General features: G+C 66.1%; 28 protein-coding genes. 15 read left to right on the forward strand and 13 right to left on the reverse strand.

Annotated features, from left to right (window positions below; translation table 11 throughout):
• Nucleotides 1–15 precede the first annotated feature (15 nt).
• The gene (locus tag ACSYS9_RS02135; RefSeq protein WP_049462929.1) at nt 16–876 is read right to left on the reverse strand and encodes a hypothetical protein; all 861 of its coding nucleotides are present in this window, start codon (nt 874–876) and stop codon (nt 16–18) included.
• A gap of 219 nt (nt 877–1,095) precedes the next feature.
• On the opposite strand from ACSYS9_RS02135, the gene ACSYS9_RS02140 reads away from it, so the two are divergent.
• Nucleotides 1,096–2,022, forward strand: a complete 927-nt coding sequence (locus ACSYS9_RS02140) for an XVIPCD domain-containing protein (RefSeq protein ID WP_049462928.1) — start codon at nt 1,096–1,098, stop codon at nt 2,020–2,022.
• Between the two features lie 42 nt (nt 2,023–2,064).
• Here ACSYS9_RS02140 and ACSYS9_RS02145 read toward each other — a convergent pair whose 3' ends face one another.
• Nucleotides 2,065–2,847: a hypothetical protein gene (locus ACSYS9_RS02145; protein ID WP_143048150.1), complete on the reverse strand. Its 783-nt coding sequence runs from the start codon at nt 2,845–2,847 to the stop codon at nt 2,065–2,067.
• 219 nt (nt 2,848–3,066) lie between these two features.
• On the opposite strand from ACSYS9_RS02145, the gene ACSYS9_RS02150 reads away from it, so the two are divergent.
• From ACSYS9_RS02150 to ACSYS9_RS02160, 3 genes are all read left to right on the forward strand, one after another.
• On the forward strand, nt 3,067–4,212 hold the full coding sequence (locus tag ACSYS9_RS02150; RefSeq protein ID WP_049462926.1) for a YncE family protein: 1,146 nt from the start codon (nt 3,067–3,069) through the stop codon (nt 4,210–4,212).
• A 163-nt stretch (nt 4,213–4,375) separates the two neighbouring features.
• Complete coding sequence (locus tag ACSYS9_RS02155; protein ID WP_143048151.1) at nt 4,376–5,011, forward strand: hypothetical protein; 636 nt, start codon at nt 4,376–4,378, stop codon at nt 5,009–5,011.
• A gap of 9 nt (nt 5,012–5,020) precedes the next feature.
• A complete protein-coding gene (locus tag ACSYS9_RS02160) occupies nt 5,021–5,965 on the forward strand; it encodes an XVIPCD domain-containing protein (protein ID WP_049462924.1) in 945 nt (314 codons plus the stop codon).
• 3 nt (nt 5,966–5,968) lie between these two features.
• Here the strand turns inward: ACSYS9_RS02160 and ACSYS9_RS02165 are convergent, their stop codons facing one another.
• Both ACSYS9_RS02165 and ACSYS9_RS02170 read right to left on the reverse strand, forming a co-directional pair.
• Nucleotides 5,969–6,361, reverse strand: a complete 393-nt coding sequence (locus ACSYS9_RS02165; RefSeq protein ID WP_049462923.1) for an XVIPCD domain-containing protein — start codon at nt 6,359–6,361, stop codon at nt 5,969–5,971.
• A gap of 75 nt (nt 6,362–6,436) precedes the next feature.
• Nucleotides 6,437–6,916 (reverse strand): nuclear transport factor 2 family protein, encoded by a 480-nt coding sequence (locus ACSYS9_RS02170; protein WP_049462922.1) that lies wholly within the window; start codon nt 6,914–6,916, stop codon nt 6,437–6,439.
• A 222-nt stretch (nt 6,917–7,138) separates the two neighbouring features.
• Between ACSYS9_RS02170 and ACSYS9_RS02175 the strand changes: the two genes are divergently transcribed.
• Nucleotides 7,139–7,951: an alpha/beta fold hydrolase gene (locus ACSYS9_RS02175; RefSeq protein WP_049462921.1), complete on the forward strand. Its 813-nt coding sequence runs from the start codon at nt 7,139–7,141 to the stop codon at nt 7,949–7,951.
• A gap of 9 nt (nt 7,952–7,960) precedes the next feature.
• Nucleotides 7,961–8,134, forward strand: a complete 174-nt coding sequence (locus ACSYS9_RS02180) for a hypothetical protein (RefSeq protein ID WP_097048477.1) — start codon at nt 7,961–7,963, stop codon at nt 8,132–8,134.
• Nucleotides 8,135–8,225: 91 nt separating this feature from the next.
• Here ACSYS9_RS02180 and ACSYS9_RS02185 read toward each other — a convergent pair whose 3' ends face one another.
• Nucleotides 8,226–8,906 (reverse strand): hypothetical protein, encoded by a 681-nt coding sequence (locus tag ACSYS9_RS02185; RefSeq protein WP_049462920.1) that lies wholly within the window; start codon nt 8,904–8,906, stop codon nt 8,226–8,228.
• Nucleotides 8,907–9,039: 133 nt separating this feature from the next.
• Here ACSYS9_RS02185 and ACSYS9_RS02190 point away from each other — a divergent pair, with 133 nt between their 5' ends.
• Complete coding sequence (locus ACSYS9_RS02190; RefSeq protein ID WP_177179481.1) at nt 9,040–9,699, forward strand: hypothetical protein; 660 nt, start codon at nt 9,040–9,042, stop codon at nt 9,697–9,699.
• A 70-nt stretch (nt 9,700–9,769) separates the two neighbouring features.
• Entirely contained in the window at nt 9,770–10,738 is a 969-nt protein-coding gene (locus ACSYS9_RS02195; RefSeq protein WP_049462918.1) for a polysaccharide deacetylase family protein, read from the forward strand.
• A gap of 3 nt (nt 10,739–10,741) precedes the next feature.
• On the opposite strand, the gene ACSYS9_RS02200 is transcribed toward ACSYS9_RS02195, so the two are convergent.
• From ACSYS9_RS02200 to ACSYS9_RS02210, 3 genes are all read right to left on the reverse strand, one after another.
• Nucleotides 10,742–11,584: a class I SAM-dependent methyltransferase gene (locus ACSYS9_RS02200; protein WP_049462917.1), complete on the reverse strand. Its 843-nt coding sequence runs from the start codon at nt 11,582–11,584 to the stop codon at nt 10,742–10,744.
• Nucleotides 11,585–11,715: 131 nt separating this feature from the next.
• Nucleotides 11,716–12,039, reverse strand: a complete 324-nt coding sequence (locus ACSYS9_RS02205) for a hypothetical protein (protein WP_049462916.1) — start codon at nt 12,037–12,039, stop codon at nt 11,716–11,718.
• Nucleotides 12,040–12,108: 69 nt separating this feature from the next.
• Nucleotides 12,109–12,525 (reverse strand): hypothetical protein, encoded by a 417-nt coding sequence (locus ACSYS9_RS02210; protein ID WP_049399133.1) that lies wholly within the window; start codon nt 12,523–12,525, stop codon nt 12,109–12,111.
• A 90-nt stretch (nt 12,526–12,615) separates the two neighbouring features.
• On the opposite strand from ACSYS9_RS02210, the gene ACSYS9_RS02215 reads away from it, so the two are divergent.
• Nucleotides 12,616–12,900 (forward strand): hypothetical protein, encoded by a 285-nt coding sequence (locus ACSYS9_RS02215; protein WP_032130412.1) that lies wholly within the window; start codon nt 12,616–12,618, stop codon nt 12,898–12,900.
• A gap of 244 nt (nt 12,901–13,144) precedes the next feature.
• Nucleotides 13,145–14,107, forward strand: a complete 963-nt coding sequence (locus tag ACSYS9_RS02220; RefSeq protein WP_132809226.1) for an IS110 family transposase — start codon at nt 13,145–13,147, stop codon at nt 14,105–14,107.
• 116 nt (nt 14,108–14,223) lie between these two features.
• Here the strand turns inward: ACSYS9_RS02220 and dmeF are convergent, their stop codons facing one another.
• Nucleotides 14,224–15,189 carry a CDF family Co(II)/Ni(II) efflux transporter DmeF gene (gene dmeF / locus ACSYS9_RS02225; protein ID WP_049461449.1) on the reverse strand — a complete coding sequence of 322 codons (966 nt, stop codon included), beginning with the start codon at nt 15,187–15,189 and terminating at the stop codon, nt 14,224–14,226.
• Between the two features lie 48 nt (nt 15,190–15,237).
• On the opposite strand from dmeF, the gene ACSYS9_RS02230 reads away from it, so the two are divergent.
• The gene (locus tag ACSYS9_RS02230; RefSeq protein WP_049461446.1) at nt 15,238–15,522 is read left to right on the forward strand and encodes a metal-sensing transcriptional repressor; all 285 of its coding nucleotides are present in this window, start codon (nt 15,238–15,240) and stop codon (nt 15,520–15,522) included.
• 125 nt (nt 15,523–15,647) lie between these two features.
• Here the strand turns inward: ACSYS9_RS02230 and ACSYS9_RS02235 are convergent, their stop codons facing one another.
• Nucleotides 15,648–16,019 (reverse strand): MerC domain-containing protein, encoded by a 372-nt coding sequence (locus ACSYS9_RS02235; protein ID WP_014645760.1) that lies wholly within the window; start codon nt 16,017–16,019, stop codon nt 15,648–15,650.
• Between the two features lie 69 nt (nt 16,020–16,088).
• On the opposite strand from ACSYS9_RS02235, the gene ACSYS9_RS02240 reads away from it, so the two are divergent.
• A complete protein-coding gene (locus ACSYS9_RS02240) occupies nt 16,089–17,414 on the forward strand; it encodes a GTP-binding protein (protein ID WP_049461444.1) in 1,326 nt (441 codons plus the stop codon).
• A 72-nt stretch (nt 17,415–17,486) separates the two neighbouring features.
• Here ACSYS9_RS02240 and ACSYS9_RS02245 read toward each other — a convergent pair whose 3' ends face one another.
• Both ACSYS9_RS02245 and ACSYS9_RS02250 read right to left on the reverse strand, forming a co-directional pair.
• On the reverse strand, nt 17,487–19,094 hold the full coding sequence (locus tag ACSYS9_RS02245) for an ATP-binding cassette domain-containing protein (protein WP_049461442.1): 1,608 nt from the start codon (nt 19,092–19,094) through the stop codon (nt 17,487–17,489).
• 240 nt (nt 19,095–19,334) lie between these two features.
• On the reverse strand, nt 19,335–20,234 hold the full coding sequence (locus ACSYS9_RS02250; RefSeq protein WP_049461440.1) for a LysR family transcriptional regulator: 900 nt from the start codon (nt 20,232–20,234) through the stop codon (nt 19,335–19,337).
• 228 nt (nt 20,235–20,462) lie between these two features.
• Here ACSYS9_RS02250 and ACSYS9_RS02255 point away from each other — a divergent pair, with 228 nt between their 5' ends.
• Nucleotides 20,463–21,641, forward strand: a complete 1,179-nt coding sequence (locus ACSYS9_RS02255) for a serine hydrolase domain-containing protein (protein WP_049461438.1) — start codon at nt 20,463–20,465, stop codon at nt 21,639–21,641.
• Complete coding sequence (locus tag ACSYS9_RS02260) at nt 21,638–22,822, forward strand: MFS transporter (protein WP_049461436.1); 1,185 nt, start codon at nt 21,638–21,640, stop codon at nt 22,820–22,822. Before ACSYS9_RS02255 ends, ACSYS9_RS02260 begins: the two co-directional genes overlap by 4 nt.
• Before the next feature lie 324 nt (nt 22,823–23,146).
• Here ACSYS9_RS02260 and ACSYS9_RS02265 read toward each other — a convergent pair whose 3' ends face one another.
• On the reverse strand, nt 23,147–24,763 hold the full coding sequence (locus ACSYS9_RS02265; RefSeq protein ID WP_049461408.1) for an EAL domain-containing protein: 1,617 nt from the start codon (nt 24,761–24,763) through the stop codon (nt 23,147–23,149).
• A 228-nt stretch (nt 24,764–24,991) separates the two neighbouring features.
• Here ACSYS9_RS02265 and cycA point away from each other — a divergent pair, with 228 nt between their 5' ends.
• Entirely contained in the window at nt 24,992–26,365 is a 1,374-nt protein-coding gene (gene cycA, locus ACSYS9_RS02270) for a D-serine/D-alanine/glycine transporter (RefSeq protein ID WP_049399140.1), read from the forward strand.
• Nucleotides 26,366–26,509 lie beyond the last annotated feature (144 nt).

Below are 26,509 nucleotides of genomic sequence, written 5' to 3' on the forward strand. Positions count from 1 at the left end.
CTGAACCCTGGTCGGTTACCGCAGCTTGTAGCGGGCCAGCAGGACGCGCGTGGCGTCCTCCACGGCCTTCCAGTCCTTGAGCAGCACGCGCGGGTAGATCGCGCGCACCGATAGCCCATCCTGCGGGTCGGTGAAGGTATGCGTGCAGGTGGCCACCGGCACATCGGGGTCATCCACCAGCGTGGTGCCCTGCACGGTCAGCCCCTCGCGCCCATCCTGCGGCGGATTGCAGGTGATGAAGGTGGCCAGCGCGCCCTGTGTGTCGCGGGCGATGTACCACTCCTGGTCGGTTTCGGGCGTGCGCACCGGCGGCGCGCCGCGCTGCGCGGCATACGCCTCGGAAAACCGCGTCATGCGGGCTTCGTCGATGACGTACGGGGTGAGCCCGAAGTGCGGCGTACCGGCGTTGCGCAGGTCCAGCCGGCGGCGCGGGTCGTCACGGTTGATCGAGCCGTCCTCGGTGGTCGCTTCGGTGCTGGTCTTGCGCGGCAGCAGCTCGGCGATGGGGAGGGCGTCGATGTAATCCAGCGACAGGCTGATGGCGCGGTGGTGGTCGGACATGCTGCGCGAGGCGCGCGTGCCCGGCGGTGCCGCCTGCAGGTCGGGCCACAGGAGGGTGAGGCCGATGCCGCCGCCCACCGCCGGACCCATCTGGTCGTCGTACAGGTTGGCGGGGAAGGCGTAGCGGTGTGGGCCCAGCGTGGCTTCCACGGGGGCGGTGGTATAGGTGTAGCCGTCCACGGTGTGGGACTGTGCGGTGTCGGTCATGGGGGTCTCCCGGTGCTCCGGTTCCTTGGAGGGGGCCTTGCTGCAGGCCGTGCTGCTTGCCAAGGCGATGGCCAGGGCCAACCAGCGGCCCGGCGGTGGCAGGTTCATGCGGCCGTTCCTTGAGGTGTACGAGGCACTATAGGACAGGTTCTGCGGCGTATTCCACAGAGCCGGTCACGCTCCATATCTGCATCCGGTGCCTCAGCGTTCGCTGGTTCACACATTCAGCATGCCTCCACTACGGGCCCCGGGCTCCTCCACCTGCCTCCCATCCCACCTATGCCATCATCCAGCCAGGACCGCAGCACCCATCAAGGCTGAACAGGCATGGAGCAGGCAACACGCTACACGGCAACGCTTTATCTGGCCGCCCCCGGCACCCTGCTTAAGAGTGGAGGCATCTCCCCGCGCGGCCACATGTACCTGCAGGTGGCGGCAGGCGACGTGGCCCACAGCTACGGCTTCGCACCGCCGCGCCAGGCGCCGGGTGAAGCCCCCACGGGTGCGCAGTACGCGCAGGTGCGCCACGACGATGCCGATGAGCATCTGGACCCGTACTACAGCCGCACTCTGGAAATCACTGAGGAGCATTACGGCTGCCTGCGTGATTTCGCCGAGGAACCGGCCGAGTTCGAATTCGATGTGGATCGCCCGGCCACCATCAACCGCTGCAGCGATTTCGTCTGGGCCGCGCTGCACTACGCTGGCCTGCATCCGCTGCCGGCGCCGCTGGACGGCGGCAGCAATCTGGGCGAGTTCGCGGTGCTGTTCAACCTGCCGGAAATCCAGTGCATTGCCGCGCCGTTCCCGGGTAGCGATCTGAATGCCGAAACCCACCATGCGATGCCCGAGCGCGAGGCCGAACACCATCGCCAGGGCGACCGCGCCAGCGATGAGCCGCCGCCGACGCCGATTGAAGTGGCCGGCACGCTGCTGGACCCCTCGCATCCGGACCATCGCCTGTTCGCGCAGCTGATCCAGAAAGTGGCCGAGCTGGATGCCGCGCATGGCCGCCCGTTCGATGCCGCCAGCCAGCGCATCAGCGCCAGCCTGCTGGTGCTGGCCAAGCAGAACAATCTCTCGCGCGTGGACCACGTGCTGCTCAGCCAGCCGACCCAAAGCAGCCATGCCGCCGAGAGCATCTTCATCGTGCAGGGCGATCGCAACGACCCGGGGCACCGCCGCGCCAGCATCGCTACAGAAGTGGCGGCCAAGACCGATGTGGCCGATTCGCTGCGGTTGAAGGAGCAATAGTCCGCGCCAACGGTTGCTTGCTCGGCTGTACGAGCTGTGTCATCAACGCCCGATTAGCAGGCGAATCGCAGTTGGGATTCGATTGGCTTGCTCGTAGTCGCGGCCCAACTGTTGATGCAGCTCGAATACTGCCCACTCCGCATTCTGCAAGCGGACGATATCCTCGAATGGCGGTGCACTTGATTGTGTCGTCAGCAGAAGGTGTTCGTTCACGCCGGCATCCAGCAAAGTCTTCGTCATCAGGATGTCCGTATACAGCGAGCCCTTGGCTTCGCCAATATGAACGCTGAAGATTTGCTTGGTTCCCTCCATCGTCTTCACAGCCCTGTCGCGATTGGTCAAGACCTGCAGGAGTGCTGAGTTCAGTTCCTGAAGGCGCATCTTGGAATCATTTGGGTCTGAGGATCCAAATCCGTCCAGATGTTGGACGTAGTTACTGATGTCGTCGAGTATGCCCTTCCAAACGTAAGTGTGCTCAGGGTCGAAGTATCTTTGCCTCGCTCTTGCTGCGTCGGCCGCCAGATGATTGATGCCTGTAACGTGATCAATCGTAAGCTGCTGCTCGCCAATGAAGGGGAGGTTGTGCTCGGCGCGTGTCTTCTGCATTCGTTCTGCCAGTTCATTGCTGTAGTCGCGTATTTCCTTCAGCGACGTCTGACCCGTTTCACTAGAGACCAAGGGCGTATATATCGTCAATGATGACCACGCCACGTAGCTGATTGCAGCAGCCAGCAATAGCCAAGCGTAGATTTTTGCGCGTGTCCTGATTTCCAATTTTGCTCCGAAACGTGGATTGCCCACTGTGGCAATCGGCGAGTTGGCCAAGTTCTTTAGGCCGTACATCTTCGGGGAGCGGAGATGCCAACGAGCGGTTTCTCGTCCTCACACTGTGGCCGAGACCGATTGGCGCATCGCCAATTGAGAACTGCTACCATTCCCCCGCTACCCAGCCAGCCCACCCCGCGCAGACAGATGCAGGTCGGGCCGTCGTAGAACGGCCCAGCGAGCCAGGACACCCTCCCGTGCCCATTCAAGGACGCTCGCATGTTCCGTAATCCTCTCTTCCGCTCGGCCGCCCTGGCCGTTGCCGTTTCGCTCAGCCTTGGCGTGCCCTCCGCGTTCGCCGACAACGCACCCGCCGCCAGTGCCACCGCCGCCGTGCAGCGCCAGGCGGTGGCCAAGGGCCTGTACGAGCTGGCCTACAGCCCGAAGCAGAATGCCGTGTTCGTGGCCTCGTCCGGTGGTTTTGGCGATGACGCCGGCCCGGCCCAGGTGCTGCGCCTGAACCCGGCCACGCTGGCCGTGGAAACCCGCATCCCGCTGGAGCGCAAAGCGTTCGGCGTGGTGCTGGATGACGCCCACAACCGCCTGTACGTGGGCAACACCGTGGACCTGTCGGTGACCGTGGTCGACACCGCGCAGAACAAGGCCGTCGGCACCATCCAGCTGATGGAGAAGAAGACCGGCAAGGACGGCAAGGCTGCTTACACCCACGACCTGCGCGAACTGGTGGTCGACAGCGCGGCCAACCGCCTGTACGTGACCGGCCACAGCAGCCAGCCGGACGTGAGCAGCGTGCTGTTCGTGATCGATACCACCACGCTGAAGGTGATCAACACCATCGACGGCCTGGGCAATGCCAAGGCACCGGGCCTGGCGCTGGATGCGGCCAACAAGCGCGTCTACACCAGCAACCTGCTGGCCGATCTGGTGGTGGTGGGCACCGATTCGAACAAGGTGGTGGCACAGCACAAGATCGCCGCCGAGCAGCCGATGAACATCGCGCTGGACCCGGCCGGCAAGCGCCTGTTCGTGACCGACCAGGGCTCGGAATTCCTGCGTGGCTACCAGGCCAAGAGCAGCGGCCTGGTCAGCAAGCATCCGGGCCAGCGCGTGCTGGTGCTCGACCGCAGCACTGGCAAGGAACTGGCCAGCATCCCGACCGACGCCGGCCCGCTGGGCATCCTGCTGGATGCACCGCGCAAGCGCCTGTACGTGACCAACCGCGAAGCCGGTACGGTGACGGCCTACAACAGTGACAGCTACCAGAAGGTGGCCACCTACACGGTGCCGACCCACCCGAACAGTCTGGCGCTGGATGCGAAGAACAACGTGCTGTACGTGAGCATCAAGAACGGCGAGAAGGATGACAAGGGCGCCGACGAGAGCGTGGCGCGGATTCAGCTGTAAGGCTGTTCGGCAGCGTGAGAGGGAAGGGCAGGGCGATGCGTCCTGCCCTTCTTCATTTTCACCTGAACGGCGCAGTCCGATGCCCTGGAATCCAGCTGGCATCACGTTGTGGCTTACGCACCTGGTGTAGATTTTCAGAAGACGCTACAGACGAGGTCCATGGATGACACTTCGGAATTACCTGTTGAGGACGGCCAGCGCTGCATGCTTGGTTCTGCTGGCGGCCTGCCAACCCGCCGCGGCCCCCGCACCCCAAACCCGCGCGGCCACAGCTCAGGAGAACGTCGTGCCGATCATCCGACCGTTCCCGGTCACCGCCATGCATGAACCGATGGTGGTCGATTTTGAACTGACACCGCCCGGCCCGAACGCTGCCCCCACGTTGCTGATCGGCCTTCGCGTGAAAGGCGAGGATGACGCACAGGCAGCGCAGGCTGCCGAACGCCTCGTGCGCGAGGGACTGCCGGCTGAAGTGCTGCTTGAACGTGTCGAGCAGGTTGGTACTGAGCCGGTGCCGCTGACCCGTCGCCAGTTCAATGGTTTTGAACCTTCTGAAATGGTGGCTGTCGGCTCGGATGGGCATGTGCCCGGCGTAGTACCCGACAGTGCTGACGACGCGTCCCTGGTGGCTGCCGGTCTGATTGGGCCGGACGGGCACTATCGCACCGTGACCTTTGCCTGGGCCGAGCAGGTGAAACCCGGTCACTACCGCCTGCGCCTTCGCCTGCTGTCACCGGCCGCGGGGCTGGAGGCTGTTCCGTCTGAACTGCAGTTGGCTTACACACACCGCGCCAAGTAGGAGTACGTCATGGATGATCGCTATATTGTTTCCATCTACGTTGCCGCACCCGGAACACCGTTGCGGGCCGGTGGAACGTCCATGGCCGGGCATGTGTACTACACGGTCTCCGATGGAAAGACGAGCCACAGCCTGGGATTCGCGCCGGAAGAGCATGGCGCCCGAAGTGGCCCGGGCAAGGTGTACACCAATGATGCAGATCAGTATCAGAAGCCGATCTACCGACGTGATATGGAGATCTCCAAGGAGCAGTACGACAAGCTGCTGGCGTTTGGAAACGCCCCTGCGAAGCATGGCTTTGAGATGAACTACAACGGCGCCAGCAACAGCTGCATCGACTTCACCTGGGGCGCGTTGAATCACGCGGGCCTGCATCGTCATAACATCTTGGGCATGGAGCGGAAGGGCTTCGAGGGCAACCTCAAGCCGCTGGACAACGTGGATGCGATCCGTAGCATCCGCGCGCCATTTCCGGACAGCGAGCTGAACAGGGAAGTGCGCAACCCGATGCCGGAGCGCACGCTTATGCAGCGCCTGATCAGCGAGCAGCATCTTCCGCAGAAAGACAGGGAGCTGCTGGAGTCCATTCGCAGCAAGGTGGCGGAGGTGGACCAGCAGCATGGCCGAGTCTACGACGATGCAAGCGAGCGTATCTCTGCGAGTCTGCTCGCGTTGGCGAAGGAAAAGGGTATCGAGCGGGTGGATTACGTGGCGCTGAGCCAGGCCACTGCAGATGCAGGGGCAGGCCAGCGGATCTTCCTTATCGAGGGCGATCCAGCGAACCCGGCGCATACGCGGGCATCCATGGAGACCGCAACGGCCGCGCAAGCACCCGTGGAGCAATCGTTCGCCAAGGTGGAGCAGCTGGAGCAGGACCAGAAGGCGCAGGCGCTTGCGGTAGGTCAGGAGCCTCAACTGGCCGTGCAGGAGCAGAGCATGATGCGGATGAGCTGACGCTCACCCCATCCGCGGAGTGGGATTCTGCATTTCCTGCGCTTGCGGCTCGACCTGCTGTTGCGCCGTCAACCCCAACGCCTGCATCGACTGCTCCACCGGCATCTGCGCCGCCACAGCGGTCGGCATCATTGCCCGCAGATGCGCAGGATTGGTCGGGTCGCCCTGCACCACGAAGATGTTGTGCCCGGCCGGATGCTGGGCCGTCGCATTGCTGACCAGCACATGGTCGACCTGCTGCAGGCCCTGCTCGCGGGCGAGTACAGTCAGGCTGGCGGCCAGGCGCTCGCTGGTCTGGTCGAACGGACGGCCATGCTGGGCGTCCAGTGCGGCCACGCCCTGGCGGATCTGCTGGTTGAGGCCGTAGTCGGGGTGGTTGGGGGTGATCTCTGGCATGGCGATCGAACGGTAGCGATGGGTCGTGGTGGGCCCGGTCAGTATAGATCCGGCCCGTGAAGCGCGCCCGAGGGGTCAGTCCGCCGGCCGATGGTCGTAGCTGATCACCCGTTCGGCCAGCCAACGCCCGTCCACGCGGCGCCAGACCTGGATGAAGCGGGCCTGGCCCACCCAGCGCTCCACGCCGTCCTTGCCGCGTTCATGGAAGCGGTGGTCGCCGATTTCCAGCGCCCGCTCGTCGCGCAAGGGGAACACCTGCAGCGAAGGTTCCACCAGCTCACGGCGCAGGCTCCAGCCGCCCTCGCGCGCATTGCTGCACATGTTGGCCACGCTGCGGCGGAAGTCCTCGCGGTTGCTGGCTGACTTGCCGTCCTTGTCATGGAAGAACTCCATGTCTTCGGTGGTCATCGCGGCGGCCCTGTCGGCATCGCAGGCCTCGAAGGCCACAGCAAACAGCTGGGTATCGGCCTGGCGGATCTGTTGGCGCAGGTCATCGGCGGGCGACGGTGCGGCAGCGAGACCGGCAGCAAGCAGGGGCAAGGTAAGCAGCAGCATGGCGAAACTCCCGGGGATGGTTCATGCAGGCTCGCATGGCGTTTGGGCCGCTGCAGCCGGCTTCCGATGAAACGGCCCTTCTACGGAGTGAATGCCCGCATTGACGGCCCGGCTCCGGCGGCGTCGCCTGTGCAGGCGATGTCATGGCGATCGGCGATTCCGTCACGGTCGCGATAGGGGCCGGCCAATAGCCTGAAAGCCTCCCCTTCCACAGGAGCTCCCATGCCTGCTTCCCGCATCCGCCTGCACGTTGAAGACACCGGTGGTGACGGCCGCCCGATCATTCTGATCCACGGCTGGCCGCTGTCTGCCGATGCCTGGAAACAACAGGTGTCGATCCTGCGCGATGCGCAGCATCGGGTGATCAGTTACGACCGGCGCGGCTTCGGCCGTTCCGACAAGCCGGCCGAGGGCTATGACTACGACACGCTGGCAGCGGACCTGGCCGGGGTGATCGAGGAGCGTGACCTGCACGACGTCAGCCTGGTCGGCTTCTCGATGGGCGGCGGTGAGGTGGCGCGCTATGTGAGCAATCATGGGCAGGACCGTCTGCACAGCGTGGTGTTTGCAGCGGCGGTGCCGCCGTATCTGCTGCGCAGTGATGACAACCCGGATGGCCCGCTCACCCAGGAAAAGGCCGATGAAATGCGCAGCGGTCTTGAGAAGGATCGTGAGGCGTTCTTCGATGGCTTCACCCGCGATTTCTTCAGCGCCAACGGCCAGTTGATGGTGACCGAAGAGACGCGTCAGGCGGCGATCGCGCTGTGCCATCAATCCGACCAGGTGGCGGCGCTGGGCTGCATGAAGGCGTTTGCCACTACCGATTTCCGCGATGACCTGAAGAAGATCACGGTGCCGACCTTGATCCTGCACGGTGACAGTGACGCCATCGTGCCGTTCGAGGGCTCCGGCCAGCGCACCCATGAGGCGATTGCGGGCAGCGAGGTGGTGATCCTGGAAGGCGCGCCGCATGGCTGCAACACCAGTCATGCGGATCACTTCAATCTGGCGCTGTTGAACTTTCTGAAGCAGTAAGCTGCGCCCATGCGTGAACCGAAGACGCCCCCGTGGAAGAAGCCCAATCCCAAGGGCCAGACGTCGCAGCCGTTGTCGCCTGCGCAGAAGGAGGCAGCCCGGCAGCGCGCGGAAGAGAACGGGCGGCGTTATCCCAATCTGGTGGACAACATGTGGGCCGCGAAGCTGCCGCGCGGATCGTGATCTGTAGAATCGAGCCATGCTCGACTCCGCTCTGCATCCATCCATGCATGGCGTGGATCTACTGCAACAGCAGCCGAGCATGGGCTCGACTCTACAGGTCGACCAGGGGCTTCCAGCCGGGTTCCAGCCAGGGTGAGATCTCGCGCTGGCGGACGGTGATTGCCTCCGTCGGCAGCCCCGCCAAGCGCGCAAGCTCTGCACGCAGCAGCTCGGCATCCACCGGCACTGCCGTAGCCACCTGCAGGCGATCCCCCTGATGCCTCACCTGTACCGGTAGCATGGCGTGCGCATCATGCTCGCCGCCGGTGCGTCCGATCAGGTAGCGCATCGTTACCGGCCGCGACAGTTGCGCCAGTGCTGGCTGCCACGCCTGCAGTACGAGGGGCTGCCCGGCAGCGGGAACATGTACTTCAGCAATCGTAGCCGGGTAGCCGGTGATGCTCTCGACCATGACCTGGAAGCGCGCGCCATCCGGCACGACCAGCACGGTGGCGATCAACGTGAAGAGCGAAACGAACACCGCTGCGAGGTTCCAGCTGCGCGGCGCGGAGGCCGGGCGAGTTGCGGTACGCAGACCTGGCTTTCGCCGCAGCTTGCGCGCGTAGATGCGCCGGTCCTTCCTGCGCGGGCTGCTGCTGTGCTCGGGCAGGTTCAAGGGAACCCGTGGAAGGCGCGCCACGCGGGCCTTGATCAGGCGCGACAGCAGCATCCAGGCGATCACGAACGCCAGCAGCGGAAGCAGCGTTCGCACCCACAGATACAGCGTGACCATCCACAACACCTCTACATACGACCATCCATGCTCATCCACATCCTACCGGGACCGCGCGCCGGTTGTCGTATCCGCCAGCCGACAAGCACAGGGCGCTTGGTTAGGATGGTCCTTTGTTGTCATGGATGAACCGATGGTCTCTGCTGCTACCCGCTTCTGTCGTATCTGTGGTCCTGGCCCGATCCTGCTGGCACTGCAGGTGGTGGCGCTGCTGGCGGTAGCCCTTGCAGTCGGCTTCTTCCACTACCGTGTGGGACTGCTGCTGGAGCCGGTGGATGATGCATGCGGTGGGCCCGACCCTGTCGCGCGCATGCAGGTGGCCGAACAACTGCTGGCGCGGTCCACTGCGCTTGCACCGTGGCAACCCTTGCAGTGGATTCCGATGGCGGGCGTGGTACTGGCGCTGCTGGGCGCGATGTCGATCAGCGTCTACCGGCTGGGCCGCCTGTCGGAACGCCTGCGACGTGCCAACTGGGGGCTGATGGCGCTGCACGCCGCGATCCTGGCGCTGGCCCTCAGGGCATTGCACCTGTACGACCTGGCATGGACTGGCGTGGCCAAGCTGTCCCCAGCGGCGTGCCTGGTGGAGCTGGGCGAGCAGGGCCGGTTGCCGCTGGCACAGGCGCAGCAGGTGGTGTTCGAGATCCTCACCCATGAGCATGCACCGCTGCTGCGCAATCCCGATGATCTTGCCCTGGTGCTGGTCGCGTTGATGCTGATGGCGATGGCTGCGGGATTCATGCTGTGGCGGGCGATCGTGCGCGAACGTCAGGTGCAGTCGCCCGGCCTATAGCGGGTGTGGGACCGGCCGCGCGTCCGCAATCGCGCTAGAGTCAGCACTTCACCCCTGCAAGGATGTGCTGATGCGTTGGTTGCTGCGTGCGGTGCCATTGCTGCTGTGTTCGTTGGCGGTACACGCCGCCGAGGTGGATCGCCGGATCGCGATGACCATCGACGACCTGCCGTGGGCGCGGGTGGACGAGATCGTTCCGCCGGACCTGCAATCGCGGCACGAAGCGCTGATGGCCCAGCTTCGCCAGGCGGGGGTGCCGGTGGTCGGCTTCGTCAACGAGAACAAGCTTGAGATCAACGGACACGTGCAGCCCGCGCGGGTGCAGATGCTGCGCGACTGGCTGGACGCCGGGCATGTGCTGGGCAACCACACCTATTCGCACATGGATCTGAACGCCAGGGGGGGGCCTGCGTTCCAGCAGGATTTTCTGCGTGGTGAAACGGTGCTGCGGCCGCTGCTGGCCGAGCGCGGACTGAAACCGCAGTGGATGCGCCATCCCTATCTGCGTGCCGGACGCACACCGGAAGAACGCGCGGAGATGGACGTGTTCTTCAAGCAGCATGGCTACCGCGTGGCGCCGGTGACGGTCGACAACGGTGAGTGGGTGTGGGCCTTCGCCTATGCCAACGTGATGAACGAGCAGCCTGATTCCCCGGCGCGCGAGGCGATGCTGGCGCAGCTGCGCAAGGGCTATGTGCCCTACATGCTGAACAAGCTGGACTACTACGAGAAGCAGTCGCAGGCGCTGCTGGGCTACGCGCTGCCGCAGGTGTGGCTGATGCATGCCAACGAACTCAATGCAGCCACCTTCGCCGAACTGGTGGCGGCGACGAAGCGGCGCGGCTATCGCTTCATTTCACTGGATGAGGCGATGCGCGATCCTGCTTACGGGCGTGGCGCCGAGGGCTACAGCGGTCGCTATGGCCCGAGCTGGCTGCACCGCTGGGCGATGGCCGAGAAGAAGCCGAAAGACTTCTACGCCGGTGAACCGGAAGTGCCGAAGTGGGTGATGAAGCTGGCGAAGGTTGACTCGGAATGAAGCTCAGCGCTTGACGGCCAGCACGCCGTCCAGCGCCAGCTCGGCCTTGAAACCGGCCTTTTCCAGGCGCTTGGCCACTTCGCGCGGCACGTCGCGGCCGCTGGTCAGCTTGTTCGGCGCGCCGGTGTAGTGGAACAGGCGCCCTCCCTTGCGGATGACGCGGGCGAGGTGGTCGTAGAACACCTGCGAGTACAACTCGCCGGCGATGCCAAAGCGCGGCGGGTCGTGCAGGATCGCGTCGACACTGTTGCTTGCCACCTGCTCGATCTGCTGCGAGACATCGCCGTGGCTGAACTGCAGACGGCTCCCGGCGGCGGCCGAGTCCGGATCCGGCGACCACGGGTTGAGCGTGCGCAGCCACATCACATCGGCGTTCTTCTCGAACGAGCGGATCTGGCCGACACCGGCCTCCAGCGCGCAGGCGGCGAAGTAGCCCAGGCCGCCGCAGGTATCGAGGATGACCTTGCCGGCCGGGGCGACCAGCTCGACCTTGCGGCGCGCATCCTCGAACGGTGACAGCTTGGAGGTCGGCAGCATCTTGATGCCGTCGATCTCGAAGGTCGGTGCGCCCCATTCGGTGGGCACCAGTTTGATCAGCGAACCGCTGTAGCGCGAGATCGGTGCGAAGTCCTCGCCGTCCCAGTAGTACAGCGTGCGGTCCTTCAACTTGCCCGGCCACGGGTAGCGCTGGCCACGGAAGTAGAAGCCGTCGGCGTTCAGGGCCACGCTGTCCTGGCTCAGGCCCAGGTCGAGCGAGCCCTGCCATTCAGCAGCGCCCTTGTCATGGGCACGGCGCAGGGTGTCAGCGCTGTCGCGGGTCAGCAGGGGGCCGGTGTAATGAGGCACGGCGGGTACCGGGGCGGTTCGGGGGAGGGCATGGTACCGCAGCTGTTGCCGGGGCCACGTGTGGCTGCTGTTGCGCTAGATCCACGCCACGCGTGGGTGCCGGCATGGCGGAGCCGAGCGTGGGCTCGGCGCTACCGCTGGCTGGTGCAGCTGTAGCCGTGTGTGGTTCCTTCCCCTGAAATCACGCCGACGCCACGCGACGGCTGCATGCCTACTCGCGCGCACGACTGACGGTGGACCTCCTGGGTTTCCGGTGGCTGCCGATCAAAGTCGTAGCGCAGGCTGCCGTCTTCCTGCAGCAGCCAATGCACGGTAACGCGCTCGTGGCGACCATCGCCGAGATCCCAGTCCAGGGTGCGCAATATCAGTGTCTGGCCGTCGGGCAGTTCCCGGACTTCGTCATAGGCACCCTGGGTCTTCGGCGCGCTTAACGCAAGCAGCAGAAACAGCAGCATTGGCATCGCTCCTCAAAGAAGACAGGATGTGCTCATATTGCCCTGAGCCGCCATCAGAATCATTGCGTCTTACGGGCACTTGACCGCGTATACGGGCCCAGCCCCGATCAGCATCAGCGCCATGTAGTCACTATCACTGGCCTTGCCCTTCAGCGTCGCGCCCTTGTTGAAGTGGAAGATGCCGAAGCCACCGGCCATGCGGATCAACGCGCTGTCGATCTGCTCGGCGTCATCGCGGAAGTAGCGGCTGATCTCGCTGCGGGTGGCTTTGTGCAGGGCGTTGGGTTCGCGCTGCCACTGGTCACCGCGGCTGAAGGAGACGAAGTACTGGCCGCCTTCCTTGTCGATGCGGAAATCGGCCGGTTTGCGCGCGCCGGTGGCGAAGCAGCCCTGCAACGGGTCGGCGCTGAAAGGAAGCCCGGCATCACCACTGCAGGCGGTGAGCAGCAGGAGGGCACCGGGCAGCAGCAGGCGGAGCGTGCGCATGGGATGTCCCGACGGGGCAGGTGCGGCTAGTGTAGGCAGTGCACGGGCGTGGTCCGTACAGAAATTCGGCAAGGACACAGGGGTTTTCGGATGGCGAAGGACAAGGCACCGTGGTGCGGCGTGGCCAGTTGGCTGGGGATCGTGGTGGGCTGGGGCGCGGGCAGCCTCGCTGCGCAGGCGGCGGTGGCCGCAGGCGGCAATGGCATGGCTGCGGGATTGGGCGTGGGGGTGCTGGGCGCGGCGCTGGTGGGCTGCGGTCTGGCGGTGGCTTCGCGCGTGCGCGGCGAGCGCTGGCCGTGGATCGGCATCGGTGGTGCAGTGCTGAGCGCGCTGCCGCTGCTGATGTACCTGCTGCGGATGATGTTGAAGCTGTAGTTGTAGAGTCGAGCCATGCTTGTATGTTCCTCCCGGCTCCTACGAGGTATGTAGGAGCCAGGGTGGAGGGACCGTCAAGCATGCATCTGCGGATACTAGCCGACAGACGAGTCGAGCGATCCCCATCCCGCACACGAACGTCGATAAAGGATCGTACGGCCCCCAAAGGGGATCGTCGATGTAGGCAAGCTAACGTCGGTGCGGTACCACCCCAGCCCCTTAAAGATAGCTGGGAGCCGTACAAATGTCTGATTCTCTCGATATTGGCGTGGACGTGGACTCCAAGGAGTTCGTACCGGCAGTGGCCGACCGCAAGGCCGGCGACAGGATCGCCAACACCCGGGCCGGCATAGCCCAGTGGCTCAACACCTTGCCCCAGCGATGCCGGATTGGCATGGAGGCGACGGGGCGATACTACGAGTTGTTGGCTCGGATGGCTGGCCAGGCAGGCCACGTTGTCTATGTGATCAATCCACGTCTGATCAAGCACTACGGCCGGGCGACGGGCTCGCGTGGCAAGACGGACGCCATGGACGCCGAAGCGATCGCCCGGTACGTGAAGAAGGAGAACGATCGCCTGCGTGAATACGTACCGCGTACCGATGAGCAGCAGCAGATGCACGATTTGCTGCGCAAGCGGCAGACGCTGGTAAAGACACGCGCGCGCCTGGAGCAATCCTTCGGGGTAAGCAAAAGTGCCCCCGGGGAGCTGTCAGATCTGTTCTGCGCTCTGGCTGGGACGCTGTCCGAGCTGGAAAGCGAACTGCAGCGCTTGGGTCGCGATGGAGAGCATGGCACGCTCTACAAGCGCCTGTTGACCATCCCTGGTATCGGCCCCGCCGTCGCCGCTCACCTGATCTACTACATGACGCGCTGGCCGTTGGCCAACGCCAACGCGTGGATCGCCTGCACGGGCCTGGATCCCCGGCCCAACGAGTCTGGCGGCAGAACGGGACGGCGTCGGCTGTCCAAACAGGGCGCGCCAGTGCTGCGCCAGATGCTCTACATGGCCGCCATGGGGCTCAAGCGGTGTCGCCAGGGGCAACCGCTCTACGACGAGCTGTCAAAACGCGGTCACCCCAGCACCGCCGTCTTCAACATCCTGGCCAGAAAGCTGGCCAGGATCGCCTGGGGTGTCTTCAAAAGCGGCCGGGACTTCGATCCGGCCATGCTGAAGGTGGGTCAAGCCTGCTTCCAGCAGGCTTGACCACGAACATAGGATCTCGACTTGTGGGCAACGCAGCCAGGCATGGCCTGGCTCTACTGGTCAGCGGCGGCCGGAGCATGCCATGCCGGCCAGCGGCCGGCACTACCGGATGCGGGTCAGGCGCTGCGGTGAATCTCCACCGTCACGTGCACCAGCTCCTCATGAATCGCCAGCGCGTTGCGCACGGTATCGGCATCCAGACTGACGTCGCTGGTGACCACGCTGGCGCTGACCGCGTACTTGCCGCGACCCACCTGCCAGACGTGTAGGTCGGCCAGGCGTGCCGGCCACGGGCCCTGTTCGATCACTTCGCGTACTTCGGCCACCACAGGTGCATCCATCTGCGCGTCGAGCAGGATGCGGCCGCTATCGCGCAGCAGGCCGATCGCCCAGACCGTCACCAGCACGGCGCCGACCAGGCCCATCACCGGGTCCAGCCAGGTCAGGCCCAGCAGCTTGCCGCCAAGCAGGGCGACGATGGCCAGCACCGAGGTGGCGGCGTCGGCCAGCACGTGCACGTAGGCCGAGCGCAGGTTGAGGTCGTGACCGTGCGCATGGCTGTGATCGTGGTCGTGCCCGTGATGATGGTCATGCCCATGCCCATGATGGTGATGCGCGTGGCCCGGGCTGTCGTGCAGCCACCAGGCGCAGAGCAGATTCACGCCCAGGCCCAACGCTGCAATGGCGATGGCTTCGTCGTAATGGATCGGTGCCGGCACCCACAGCCGTTCCAGCGATTGCACGGCCATCAGCGCGGCGACGCCAAGCAGTGCGATGGCGCTGGTGTAGCCGGCCAGGATCTCGATCTTCCACGTACCGAAGGCAAAGCGCGGATCGTGCGCGTAGCGGCGCGCGCAGCGGTAGGCGAACACCGAGAGGCCCAGCGCCAGCGCGTGCGAACTCATGTGCCAGCCGTCGGCGAGCACGGCCATGGAGTTGAACCACCAGCCGCCGACGATCTCCACCAACATCATGCTGACGGTGAGCCACAGGGCGCGGCGGGTATTGCGTTCAGCCAGCGGGTTGCCGTCGTCGAAGCGGTGTTCGTGGCGACGGGCGGCGGCGAGGGCGTCCAAGTGCATGGCGGCGGGAGCTGGAGTGGATACCCCCATAGGGTATATGATCCCGCCATGGCCCATGTACATAAGAATCGAAAGCAGCTGCGGACCCGGGTACGCCGTATCGCGGGTCAGGTGGCGGCGTTGGAGCAGGCGCTGGACAAGCCCGAGGGGGAAGCGGGGGACTGCGCGGGCGTGCTGGTGCAGGTCGCCGCGGTGCGCGGTGCCGCCCACAGCCTGCTGATGGAGTTGCTGCACGAGCATCTGCAGGAACACGTAGTGGGTGCCGATGACCCGCAGCAGCGGGCGGACGAGGCTGCGGTGCTGGTGGAGCTGCTGCGCCGCTACGGCAAATAGCAGGGGTAGTGCCGGCCGCTGGCCGGCAACTGCAGGTTGCGTCCGAAGCTCATGCAGTTGCCGGCCAGCGGCCGGCACTACCCGTGGCGTCCGAAGCTCATGCGGTTGCCGGCCGGCGGCCGGCACTACCCGTGCCGGTGCCGCGCGTTCCAGATATGCGTGGCGGCCAGCAGCAGGCTGCCAGTGACCGTCATCGGCGTTTCCCAGTCATGTGAGGGCAAGGCCAGCGCGCCGGCCAGCAGCAGGCCGAGCCCGGCGCCGGCGGTGGCCCAGGCCAGCACGGGCAGTGGGTGACGGCGCTCGGCCCGCCACAGCGCGTAGCCGGTCAGTGGCAGGGCGATGGCCACGAACAGCAGGTGGACCCATTCCGCTTCGGCCCAGGTGCCGAACAGCGGCAGCGCGGCGGCAAGCAGGGGCAACGCCAAGCAGTGCAGCAGGCACAGGCTGGACAGGGCGACCGCGCCGGCATCGAGCAGGGCGGCAGAAGGCGACTTCATCAGGGGAGGTTCCTTGCGCGGCAACTGTTATACAGTAACATTTCCGTTCCGCAGCCAACCCGCTCCGACATGAACACTGTTTCCCGCGCCGACCGTCGCCTTCCGGTCACCGTGCTGTCCGGCTTCCTTGGGGCCGGCAAGACCACCCTGCTCAACCAGATCCTGCGCAACCGAGAGGGCCTGCGCGTGGCAGTCATCGTCAACGACATGAGTGAGGTCAACATCGATGCGCAGCTGGTGCGCGAAGGTGGCGCCGAGCTGCGCCGCACCGAAGAGACGCTGGTGGAGTTCAGCAACGGCTGCATCTGCTGCACCCTGCGCGACGACCTGCTGCAGGAAGTGCAGCGCCTGGCCGAGGCCGGCCGCTATGACTATCTGTTGATCGAATCGACGGGCATCGGTGAACCGATGCCGGTGGCGGCCACGTTCGCGGTGCGCGACGAGCACGGCTTCAGCCTGAGTGATATCGCGCGGCTGGACACGATGGTGACGGTGGTCGACGGCAGCGCGTTCCTTGCCGACTTCGGTTCGACCCTGCGCCTGGCCGAGCGCGGCCAGCAGGCCGGGCCGGACGATGATCGCGGTGTGGTCGACCTGCTGTGCGAGCAGGTGGAGTTCGCCGACGTGATCGTGGTCAGCAAGATCGACCAAGTGGATGACGAAGTGTTGCAGGACACGCTGGCGGTACTGCGTGGCTTGAACCGGGATGCGAAGCTGCTGCTGTCCAGCTTCGGTGATGTGCCGTTGGCCGAGCTGCTGGATACCGGCCGCTTCGACATGGAGCGTGCGCAACGCGCGCCGGGTTGGGTGAAGGAGCTGCGTGGCGAGCACACACCGGAAACCGAAGAGTACGGCATCGGCAGCTTCGTCTACCGTTCGCGGCGTCCGTTCCACCCCGCGCGATTCGCCCGCGCGCTGCAGTCCGGCATGCCCGGCGTGATCCGCAGCAAGGGCTGGTTCTGGCTGGCCAACCGCATGGATTGGGTAGGCGAGTTGAACACCGTGGGCGCCGCGACGCGGACGCAGGCGGCGGGTTTCTGGTATGCCGCGCGCGACCGCGTGCGTGCCGGCCTGGAAGACACCGCACCGTTGTTGCCGCCGACACCGCTGCCCTACAGCGACCTTGGCTGGGCGCGGCAGCAGGCCGATTGCTGGAGCGCACCGTTGCCGGGGCTGGAAGAGTTTCCGGATGCAGCCGCGCACACGGCGATGCAGCGGCTGTGGCACCCGTTGTGGGGTGATCGCCGCCAGGAGCTGGTGGTGATTGGTGTGCACATGGATGAGCGTGCGGTGCGCGCGGAGCTGGATGCGTGCCTGCTCAATGACCAGGAGCTGCGGGCGGGGCCGCTGCTGTGGCAGCAGATGCCACAGGCGTTCCCGGTGTGGAAGCGCTGACGGTGCATTGAGGTTTCCTGGGCTGCCGGCCAGCGGCCGGCACTACCCCGGGTCGATACGCCATGCGTGGATCTACAAGGCGTCATGCCACTGCCAGCCCTCGGTGCTCACGTGCAGCACCTGGGTCGGCCGCAACGCCTGCAGCAGGTGCCGGTCGTGGCTGACCATCACCAGTGCGCCCGGCCATGCCGCAAGCAGTTCTTCCAGCGCCTGTAATGCACTGAGGTCCAGTGCATTGCCGGGCTCGTCCAGCAGCAACAGTTGGGGCGCGGGATCGGCGTAGAGCACACTGGCCAGTGTGCCCTTCACCCGTTCGCCATCGCTGAGGCTGCGGGCGGGGCGCTGGATGCGTTGTGCGTCCAGACCCAACAGGGCCAGGCGCGTGCGCAGCTCCCCGGGGTCGGCACTCGGGTTGGCGGCCTGCACGCTGTCGAGGATGCTGCATTCGCCGGACAGCCCCAGCAGCTGCTGGTCGAGCAGAGCCAGTGGCGCATGCCGTTGCACGATGCCGCTGCGCGCCGGCAGCTGGCCGGCCAGCACACGCAGCAGGGTTGATTTTCCACTGCCGTTGTCACCGACCACGGCGATGCGCTGCCCTCGACGGATCTCCAGCTGCAATGGTGCGCTGCAGCCATGTGGCAGGACCAGATCCTGTACCTGCAGCAGGCGTGCGCTGCCACGCTCGCCATCGGTGGCAAACAGCGCCAGTTCCGGTGCCGCATGAACCGCCGACGCCGCTGCGCGCAGCTGCTCTGCACTGGCCTGCAGGCGTTCGGCCTGCACCTGCTGCGCGCGGCCGTGGCTGGCCTCGGCGCGCTGCTTCTGCCGGCCGAGCAGGATGGGGGCCTGGTTGGCCTGCTTCGCATCACGGTTGCCACGTGCCTGGCGTTGCTGCTGGCGTTCGTGTTGTTCGCGCGCGCTGCGTTGCTGTTGCCGGTGCTGCGCACGCGCATGGTCAAGCTGGGCGGTGGCGGCTTCACGTTCGGCGGCGCGTGTGTCGGCGTAGTGCTGCCATGCGCCGCCATAGCGATGCAGGCCACGCCCATCGAGTTCGACAATCTGCTGCATGCGGCCCAGCAGTTCGCGATCATGACTGATCACCAGCAGGCCACCGCGCCACTGCTGCAACTGTTCGTACAGCTGTTGGCGATGGCGTGCGTCGAGGTGGTTACTGGGTTCGTCCAGGATCAGCCAGTCGGCACCGCTGGCCCAGGCGCCGGACAGCGCCACCTGCATGGCCTGGCCGCCACTGAGGCGCGCGGCCGGCTGGGCGGGATCGAGGTCGTCGGGAAGCTGCAGCGCACGCCATTGCTGCTGCAGGCGTTCGCGCAGGTCCCAGCGCTCGCCTAGGCAGGTGAAGTCGGCCTCATCGACGCTGCCGGCTTCGATGCGTTGCAGTGCGGCCAGTTCCGCGCCGACGCCGGCCAGTTCACCGACCGTGCCGGCGGGTGGATAACCGGGTGTCGGCAACAGGAACACGCGGCCACTGCCACGCACCTGGCCACTATCGGGCGACAGACGCCCGGCCAGTAGGCGTGCGAGCACGCTTTTGCCAGCGCCATTGGCACCGACCAGGCCGGTGGCGACCGGTTCGAAGGAAAACGTCAGATCGGAAAACAGCGGGCGGCCGTCGGCCAATCGATACGACACGCGATCGAGCGTGAGGGAATGCGGGGTCATGCGACCTCCATGGATGCCGGGTTCTCCCCTGCGCGCAGGGGCGGGAAGAGTCAGGCCGTCTGTTGCGAAGACGGCGGCATCAATGGCGCATTGGTCGCGAGCCTCTGGGAGGGATGAGGGGAGATTATACCGCCCGCAGGGCATGCGAATTGTAGAGTCGAGCTTGCTCGACTGCTTTTGAGGAGCAGTCGAGCAAGCTCGACTCTACGTGGCACGGCCATCGAGCGCGGATCTACCGGCCTACGGCACGGTTTCCAGGCGCGCGCTGACGAAGTCGATGAATACCCGCAGCTTCGGAAGCACGTGGCGGCCGGAGGGCCACAGCAGGTGGAAGATGCCGCAGGAGTGCACATGCTCGTCGAGCACGGTCAGCAGCCGGCCGTCGGCCAGTGCATCGCGCACCGAGTGCACCGGCACGAAGGCCAGGCCGATATCGCGCAATGCAAGCGCCACCCGCGCTTCGATGGTATTGGCCACCATGTGTACCGGCAGTTCCTGCGGTGTTTCATGGTCGGGCCAGTGGATCGGCCACAGTTCCAGCTTGCCGGTGCTGGGGAAGCGATAGTGCAGCAGCGTGTGCTGCATCAGATCGGCCGGCGTGCGCGGCGTGCCGCGCCGCTGCAGGTACGCCGGCGAGGCGACGATGCGGCGTGGGAACACGCCCAGGCGTCGGGCGTTCATGCGCGAGTCGCTGGGCTCGCCGACGCGCAGCACGGCATCGAAACCCTCCTCGATGACATCGACCAGGCGGTCGCAGAAATCGAGGTCGAGGCGGATGTCCGGATACGCGGTCATGAACTCGGCCATCAGCGGCAGGGTGAGATCGCCCACCAGCGGCAGGCTGATGCGCAGCGTGCCACTCGGTGCGGCATGCGGTTGCGCCAGCTCGGTGCGTGCGGCATCGCGTTCGTCGAGGATGCGCCGGCAGCGTGCCAGGAACAGCTGGCCCTCGGCGGTGAGGGTGATGCTGCGCGTGCTGCGGTGGAACAGGCGCACGCCCAGTGCCTGTTCCAGCCGGGCAACGCATTTGCCCGCGGCCGAGGCCGAGATGCCCTGCAGGCGCCCGGTCTCGACGAAGCTGCGGGTGTCGGCCGCGTGCACGAAGGTCTGCAGATTGGCGAGGTTGTCCAGGACTGACATGGGCGTGCGGGCAATGAAAGCGGCAGGGTAGGTCGGCGCGGCTGTAGCGGACGGCTCCGCCATCGCAACACTGTGGTGCGAAGTGGTGTGGAGCCCGTTGCGGCCTTGCAGTTCCGGCCATCATGCCGATTGCGGACTGCAGGGTCCATGATGCCCGGAGCCGCAACCGGCTTTTTGCACGAGGGCGTGGTGCCTAACGTGGCGGGCCTCTCCCCACGGATCACCGCGATGAACGCTGTTCCTTCCCTTGCACCTGCGCCGACGCTGCCGTCGGTGCAGCGGCTGCTGCAGCAGGTCCACCCACAGCGCCTGGTCGGTACGGTAGTGCTGGTGCGCGAGCACGGTGTGCTGCGCCACGCCAGCGCGACCGGGCTGGCCGATCGCGAGTCGGCCACGCCGATGCTGCGCGACCAGTTGTTCCGGCTGGCATCGGTCAGCAAGCCGCTGTTGACCACGGTGATCCTGCGCCTGGTAGCCGAAGGCGTGCTGGACCTGGATGCGCCGGTACAGCGCTGGCTGCCGGACTTCCGCCCGGCGCTGGCCGATGGCAGCACGCCGCCGATCAGCCTGCGCCAACTGCTCAGCCATAGCAGCGGGCTGGGTTACCGCTTCCTCGAAGCCGATGCGGATGGCCCGTACGCACAGGCCGGCGTCAGCGATGGCATGGATGCGAATCCGCTGACGCTGACCGACAACGTGCATCGCATCGCGCAGGCGCCGCTGCTGTTCGCGCCGGGCAGCCAATGGTTGTACTCGTTGGGCGTGGACGTCGCGGGCGCCGTGGCTGAAGCCGCGACTGGTGAAACGCTGCAGGCATTGTTCGCACGCCTGTTGGCCACGCCGCTGGGCCTGCGCGATACCGCGTTTGCCATCGACGATGCCGCACGGCTGGCCACGCCCTATGTCACCGACGCGCCGCAGCCGCATCGCCTGCAGGAAGGCGAGGTGGTCGCTCCATTCGAGGGTACCGTCGGCATCGAGTACAGCCTCGCCCGTGCTACCGATGCCAGCCGTTTCCCTTCGGCCGGTGCTGGACTGATTGGCAGCGCCGACGAGGTGATGGCGGTGTTGGAGGCCCTGCGCGATGTGCAAGCTTCGAATCTGTTGCCGCCCGCGCTGGTGGCGGCGATGGCCACCCCGCAGGTGGGCGAGCAGGGGCCGCCGGAACCGGCCGGCTGGGGCTTCGGGCTGGGCTTTGCGGTGCTGCGCGATGCCGCCGCCAGTGGCACGCCACAGAGCGAAGGCACCTGGCGCTGGGGCGGTGCCTACGGCCATAGCTGGTTTGTCGATCCTGCGCGTGGGCTGAGCGTGGTGGCGCTGACCAACACCCTGTACGAAGGCATGGACGGTGCCTTCGTTGATGAGCTGCGTGACGCGGTCTACGCCGATCTGGAGGCTGCGCGATGAGCGGCCATGCCATTGATGCGGCGAGTCCTGCCGGCGAAGCTACACGCCTGCCGTGGGCCGGCCTGCTGGCGCTTGCAGGTGGCGGCTTCATCACCCTGCTGACCGAAACCCTGCCGGCCGGTGTACTGCGGCCGATGGGCGAGAGCCTGGGCGTGAGTGATGCGGCGGTGGGCCAGCTGGTCAGCGTGTACGCGCTGGGATCGGTGATGGCCGCACTGCCGATGACCGCGTTGACCCAGCGCCTGCCGCGACGCCCCTTGTTGCTGGCCGCCATTGCCGGCTTCGTGGTGGTCAACACGCTGACCGCCGTGAGCAGCAGCTATCCGCTGATCCTGGCCGCGCGTTTCCTGGCCGGTGTGAGTGGTGGCCTGCTGTGGTCGCTGGTGGCCGGCTACGCGGCGCGCATGGTGGTGCCGTCGCTGCAGGGCCGGGCAATTGCGGTGGCGATGGTTGGATCGCCGTTGGCGCTGTCGCTGGGCGTACCGGCGGGCACGTTGCTGGGCCAGCAGATCGGCTGGCGCTGGGCGTTCGCGTTGATGAGCGTGCTGGGGGTCGGCCTGCTGGCGTACGCGCGCTGGGCATTGCCGGCGTTACCGGCGGCCGCGGCCGGTCAGCGCACGTCGTTGGGTACGGTGTGGCGCATGCCCGGCGTGCGCAGCGCGTTGGCGGTGATGGTGCTGTACGTGCTGGCGCACAACGTGCTGTACACCTACATCGAACCGCTGGCGGTGGAGGCCGGCGCCGGCCCGTGGCTGGACCGCCTGCTGCTGGCCTTCGGCGTGGCTGCCATCGTTGGTATCGGCATTGCCGGTTGGGGCGTGGACCGTCATCTGCGCACGCTGGTGTGGGCGGCCGTGATCGGTTTCATTCTTCCGGTGTTGGCCCTGCTGTTGTGGCCAGGACAGGCCACACCGCTGCTGCTGGCAACGATCCTGTGGGGCGTGGCGTTCGGGTCGGTTGCGACCCTGTTCCAGACCGCGCTCGCACGCCGTGCCGGTGCTGCTGCCGACCTGGCGCAGTCGATGCTGGTGACCGGCTGGAACCTGGCGATTGCCGCCGGTGGCGTAGCAGGCGGTGTGCTGTTGCAGGTCAGCGGCCCGAGCCAGCTGGGCTGGTTGCCGTTGCTGTTGCTGGCGGTGAGCGCGGCGTGGCTGTTGGCACGGCCGAAGGCCTGGGCGTAGGCGCAGACCAGACGTTACCGAGGTGCCGGCCAGCGGCCGGCACTACCGTGGTCCACGCCATCCACGCATGGCGTGGATCTGCCGAGCGCAGCGACCCGCGTTTGCTTTTGCTTTTGCTTTCTTCTGTTGATTCCGTGGTGGGACGCCGCCGCAATGTGTCCGTGGCCGGGTGGATGGGTTGCGCAGGGGCGTGAGCCGCATGGATGCGGCGACCGAGCTTACATGGACGTACTTGCAGCGCCCCCTGCGCGACCCATCCACCCGGCCCCAACTGATGGATCCACTGTACGCGACTCACCACGAGGGGCTCCGCCGTTGGCCGTCCTACTCGATCCCCTCACGCTCGATCGGCACGCTGCGCGGATTCTGCATGTGCTCCCGCGCCGCGCCATAGCGCTGCTGCCGCTTGTGATGGAACACCACGAACTCATCCCGCGGCAGCGGCCGCGAGAACAGCCAACCCTGCGCGAACTCGACCTTCCGGGTATGCAGATACGCCAGCTGTGCCTCGGTCTCCACGCCCTCGGCCACCACCCACAGGCCCAGCTCCTTGGCCATGTCGATGATGTGCGGGGTTACCGGGCTGGTGGCGCTCTCGGTGTCGATCGCATCGATGAATGATTTGTCGATCTTCAACGCGTCCAGTGGCAGCTGTTCCAGGTACTGCAGGCTGGAGAAGCCGACGCCGAAATCGTCAATGGCCACGCTGTGCCCGGCCCGACGCGCCTGCGCCAGCATCGTGCGGGCGCGGTCCAGATCCAGGAAGCCGCGCTCGGTGGCCTCCATCCAGATCTGCTGCGGCAGGATGCCGCTGCCGGCCATGTGCTTGGAGATCATCTTCAGCGCACGGCCGCTGCTGATATCTTCGGCGGCCAGGTTGATCGCGATGTGCGCGCTGCGGTCGGCCACCAGCAGTTCACGCATGTCGCGCACCACGTTCTCGATCACCAGATCGGTGACCGCGCCGATCATGCCGGCCTCTTCGGCCAGCGGAATGAACAGGTCCGGCCGCACCTGGGTGCCATCCGGGCGCTGCCAGCGCACCAGCGCTTCGGCGCCGACGCAGATGCCGGTATCCAGCTCGATGATCGGCTGGTAGTGCAGGTACAGCTCGCGGCGGCGGATCGCTGTGGCCAGCTCGCCGCGCAGGGACAGGCGGCGACGCGACAGCCAGATCACCAGGCCGGCACCGGCAGCGGCCAGCAGAACGCCGATCGGCACGAACAGCCACGCCTGCTGGCGGAAGGTCGCGGCAAGCGCGGTACGCGGCATGGTCGCGATCGCCAACCACTCTTCGTTGCGGGCGGTGGCATACAGGGTGTGGTGGTCCAGGCCTTCATCGGGGGCGCGCAGCAGGGTCTCCAGCAATGCCGGATCCATGCCGTCCTGCCTGGCCAGGAGACGCCCATCGGGGCTGGCCAGGGCAAGGCGCACGTTCGGGTCGGCGATGACATCGACGAAGCGGCGCGGATCGACCAGCACGTCGTAGTTGCCGTACAGGAACGACAGGACCTGGCGCCGTCCGCTGGCCTCGGGGCGCACATCCACGGCGATGCCGGCGCCATCACTGGTGACGTGGTCGGCCTTGGGCTGGTTGACGTCGGACAGGAACGGCCCCCACGACGTACAGCGCAGCTTGCCACCCTCGAAGTAGCCCATCTGGTCGACCGACGGCGAGGTCATCACCAGTGTCTGCATGCGCCGGATATGCTCGGGCCCGCAGGCGTCGTGGGCGCCGACCTCGGCCGACTGCAGTGCCGCCAGCGCTTCCTGGTAGGACTGGTCGGCGCGGCGCAGCGCGCGACCGGCGATGTCGCGCAGCCGCTGCTGCTCGACGCTGACTGCACGGTCCCAGGTGGCATAGGCCATCACCGCGATCGGCACGGCCGCGGCCAGCAGCGCCAGCGCGGTGCCACCAATGATCACGCGCAGCCGACTCAAGGCCGGAGCTCCAGCGGGGCGGGCAGGGCAGGGCACATGGTCGGGCCGATCCTTGGGCAGGTGCGGCTATCTGAGCATGACGCCGGGCCGGGCGGAATGGGACGAATCCGGTATTCGGTCACAATGTGATGAAAGCGACCATGATTGACGCAATCGGGCCGTCCAGCGCTGGCGCTCCGGGCCGGGGAGGACTAACGTCGAACGCTTCGCCCGCCCCAATGCACGCCCATGACCGAGCCCGCAACGCCCCCCGAGCACCTGCGCCGCAGCCTGTCCAACCGCCACCTGCAGCTGATCGCCATCGGCGGTGCCATCGGCACCGGCCTGTTCATGGGCTCGGGCAAGACCATCAGCCTGGCCGGCCCGTCCATCGTCTTCGTCTACCTGATCATCGGCGCGATGCTGTTCTTCGTGATGCGCGCGATGGGCGAGCTGCTGCTGTCCAACCTGCAGTACAAATCCTTCATCGATTTCTCCACCGATCTGCTCGGTCCCTGGGCCGGCTTCTTCTGTGGATGGACGTACTGGTTCTGCTGGATCGTCACCGCCATCGCCGACGTGATCGCGATTGCCGCCTACGCGCAGTTCTGGTTCCCTGGGCTGGATGCCTGGATACCGGCACTGGCCTGCGTGCTGCTGTTGCTGGCACTGAACCTGGTGACGGTGAAGCTGTTCGGCGAGATGGAATTCTGGTTCGCGCTGATCAAGATCGTGGCGATCTGTGCACTGATCATCACCGGCGCCGGGCTGGTGGCGTGGGGCTTCACCTCGCCCAGTGGCCACACCGCGTCGTTGTCGAACCTGTGGAATGACGGCGGCATGTTCCCGATGGGCCTGGTCGGCTTCTTCGCCGGTTTCCAGATCGCGGTGTTCGCTTTCGTCGGCATCGAGCTGGTGGGTACCACCGCCGCTGAAACCGCAGACCCCGAGCGCAACCTGCCCAAGGCGATCAACTCGATCCCGGTGCGCATCATCATCTTCTACGTGCTGGCGCTGATCGCGATCATGGCGGTCACCCCGTGGCGCCAGGTGGTGCCGGACAAGAGCCCGTTCGTGCAGCTGTTCGTGCTGGCCGGCATTCCTGCCGCGGCAAGCCTGATCAACTTCGTGGTGCTGACCTCGGCCACGTCCTCGGCCAACAGCGGCATCTTCTCCACCAGCCGCATGCTGTACGGTCTGGCCGAAGAGGGCCACGCACCGCGCGGGTTGTCGAAGTTGTCGCGCGCCGCAGTGCCCGCCCGTGGCCTGCTGTTCTCGTGCCTGTGCCTGCTGGGCGGCACGTTGCTGATCTACCTGATCCCGAACCTGGTGACCGCCTTCACCCTGGTGACGACGCTGGCCACCGTGCTCTTCATCTTCGTCTGGTCGCTGATCCTGGTGGCCTACATGGCCTACCGCCGCCGCTACCCGGAACGCCACGCCGCCTCGATCTTCAAGATGCCCGGCGGCGTCGCCATGTGCTGGGCCTGCCTGGTGTTCTTCGCCGCCGTGCTGGTGCTGCTGAGCCTGCAGGCCGACACCCGCCAGGCGCTGGTCGCCAGCCCGGTGTGGTTCGTGCTGTTGGGCGTGGGGTATTGGGTGCGGCGGAGGACCGCGAAGTAATCCAGCATTTGCGTTCCATCGATTGATCCAGAGATCTCTCTGGAGTGGGGTCAGAGACCGTTGCGCAGCAACGGGATCCGACCCCCGCAGGAAATCGGCCGTTGCCGTTGCTGTTGAGGTTGCCGGCCAGCGGCCGGCACTACC

It is taken from the genome of Stenotrophomonas sp. STK17_22 (genome assembly GCF_051983905.1).
Taxonomy (GTDB): Bacteria; Pseudomonadota; Gammaproteobacteria; order Xanthomonadales; family Xanthomonadaceae; genus Stenotrophomonas; species Stenotrophomonas maltophilia_A.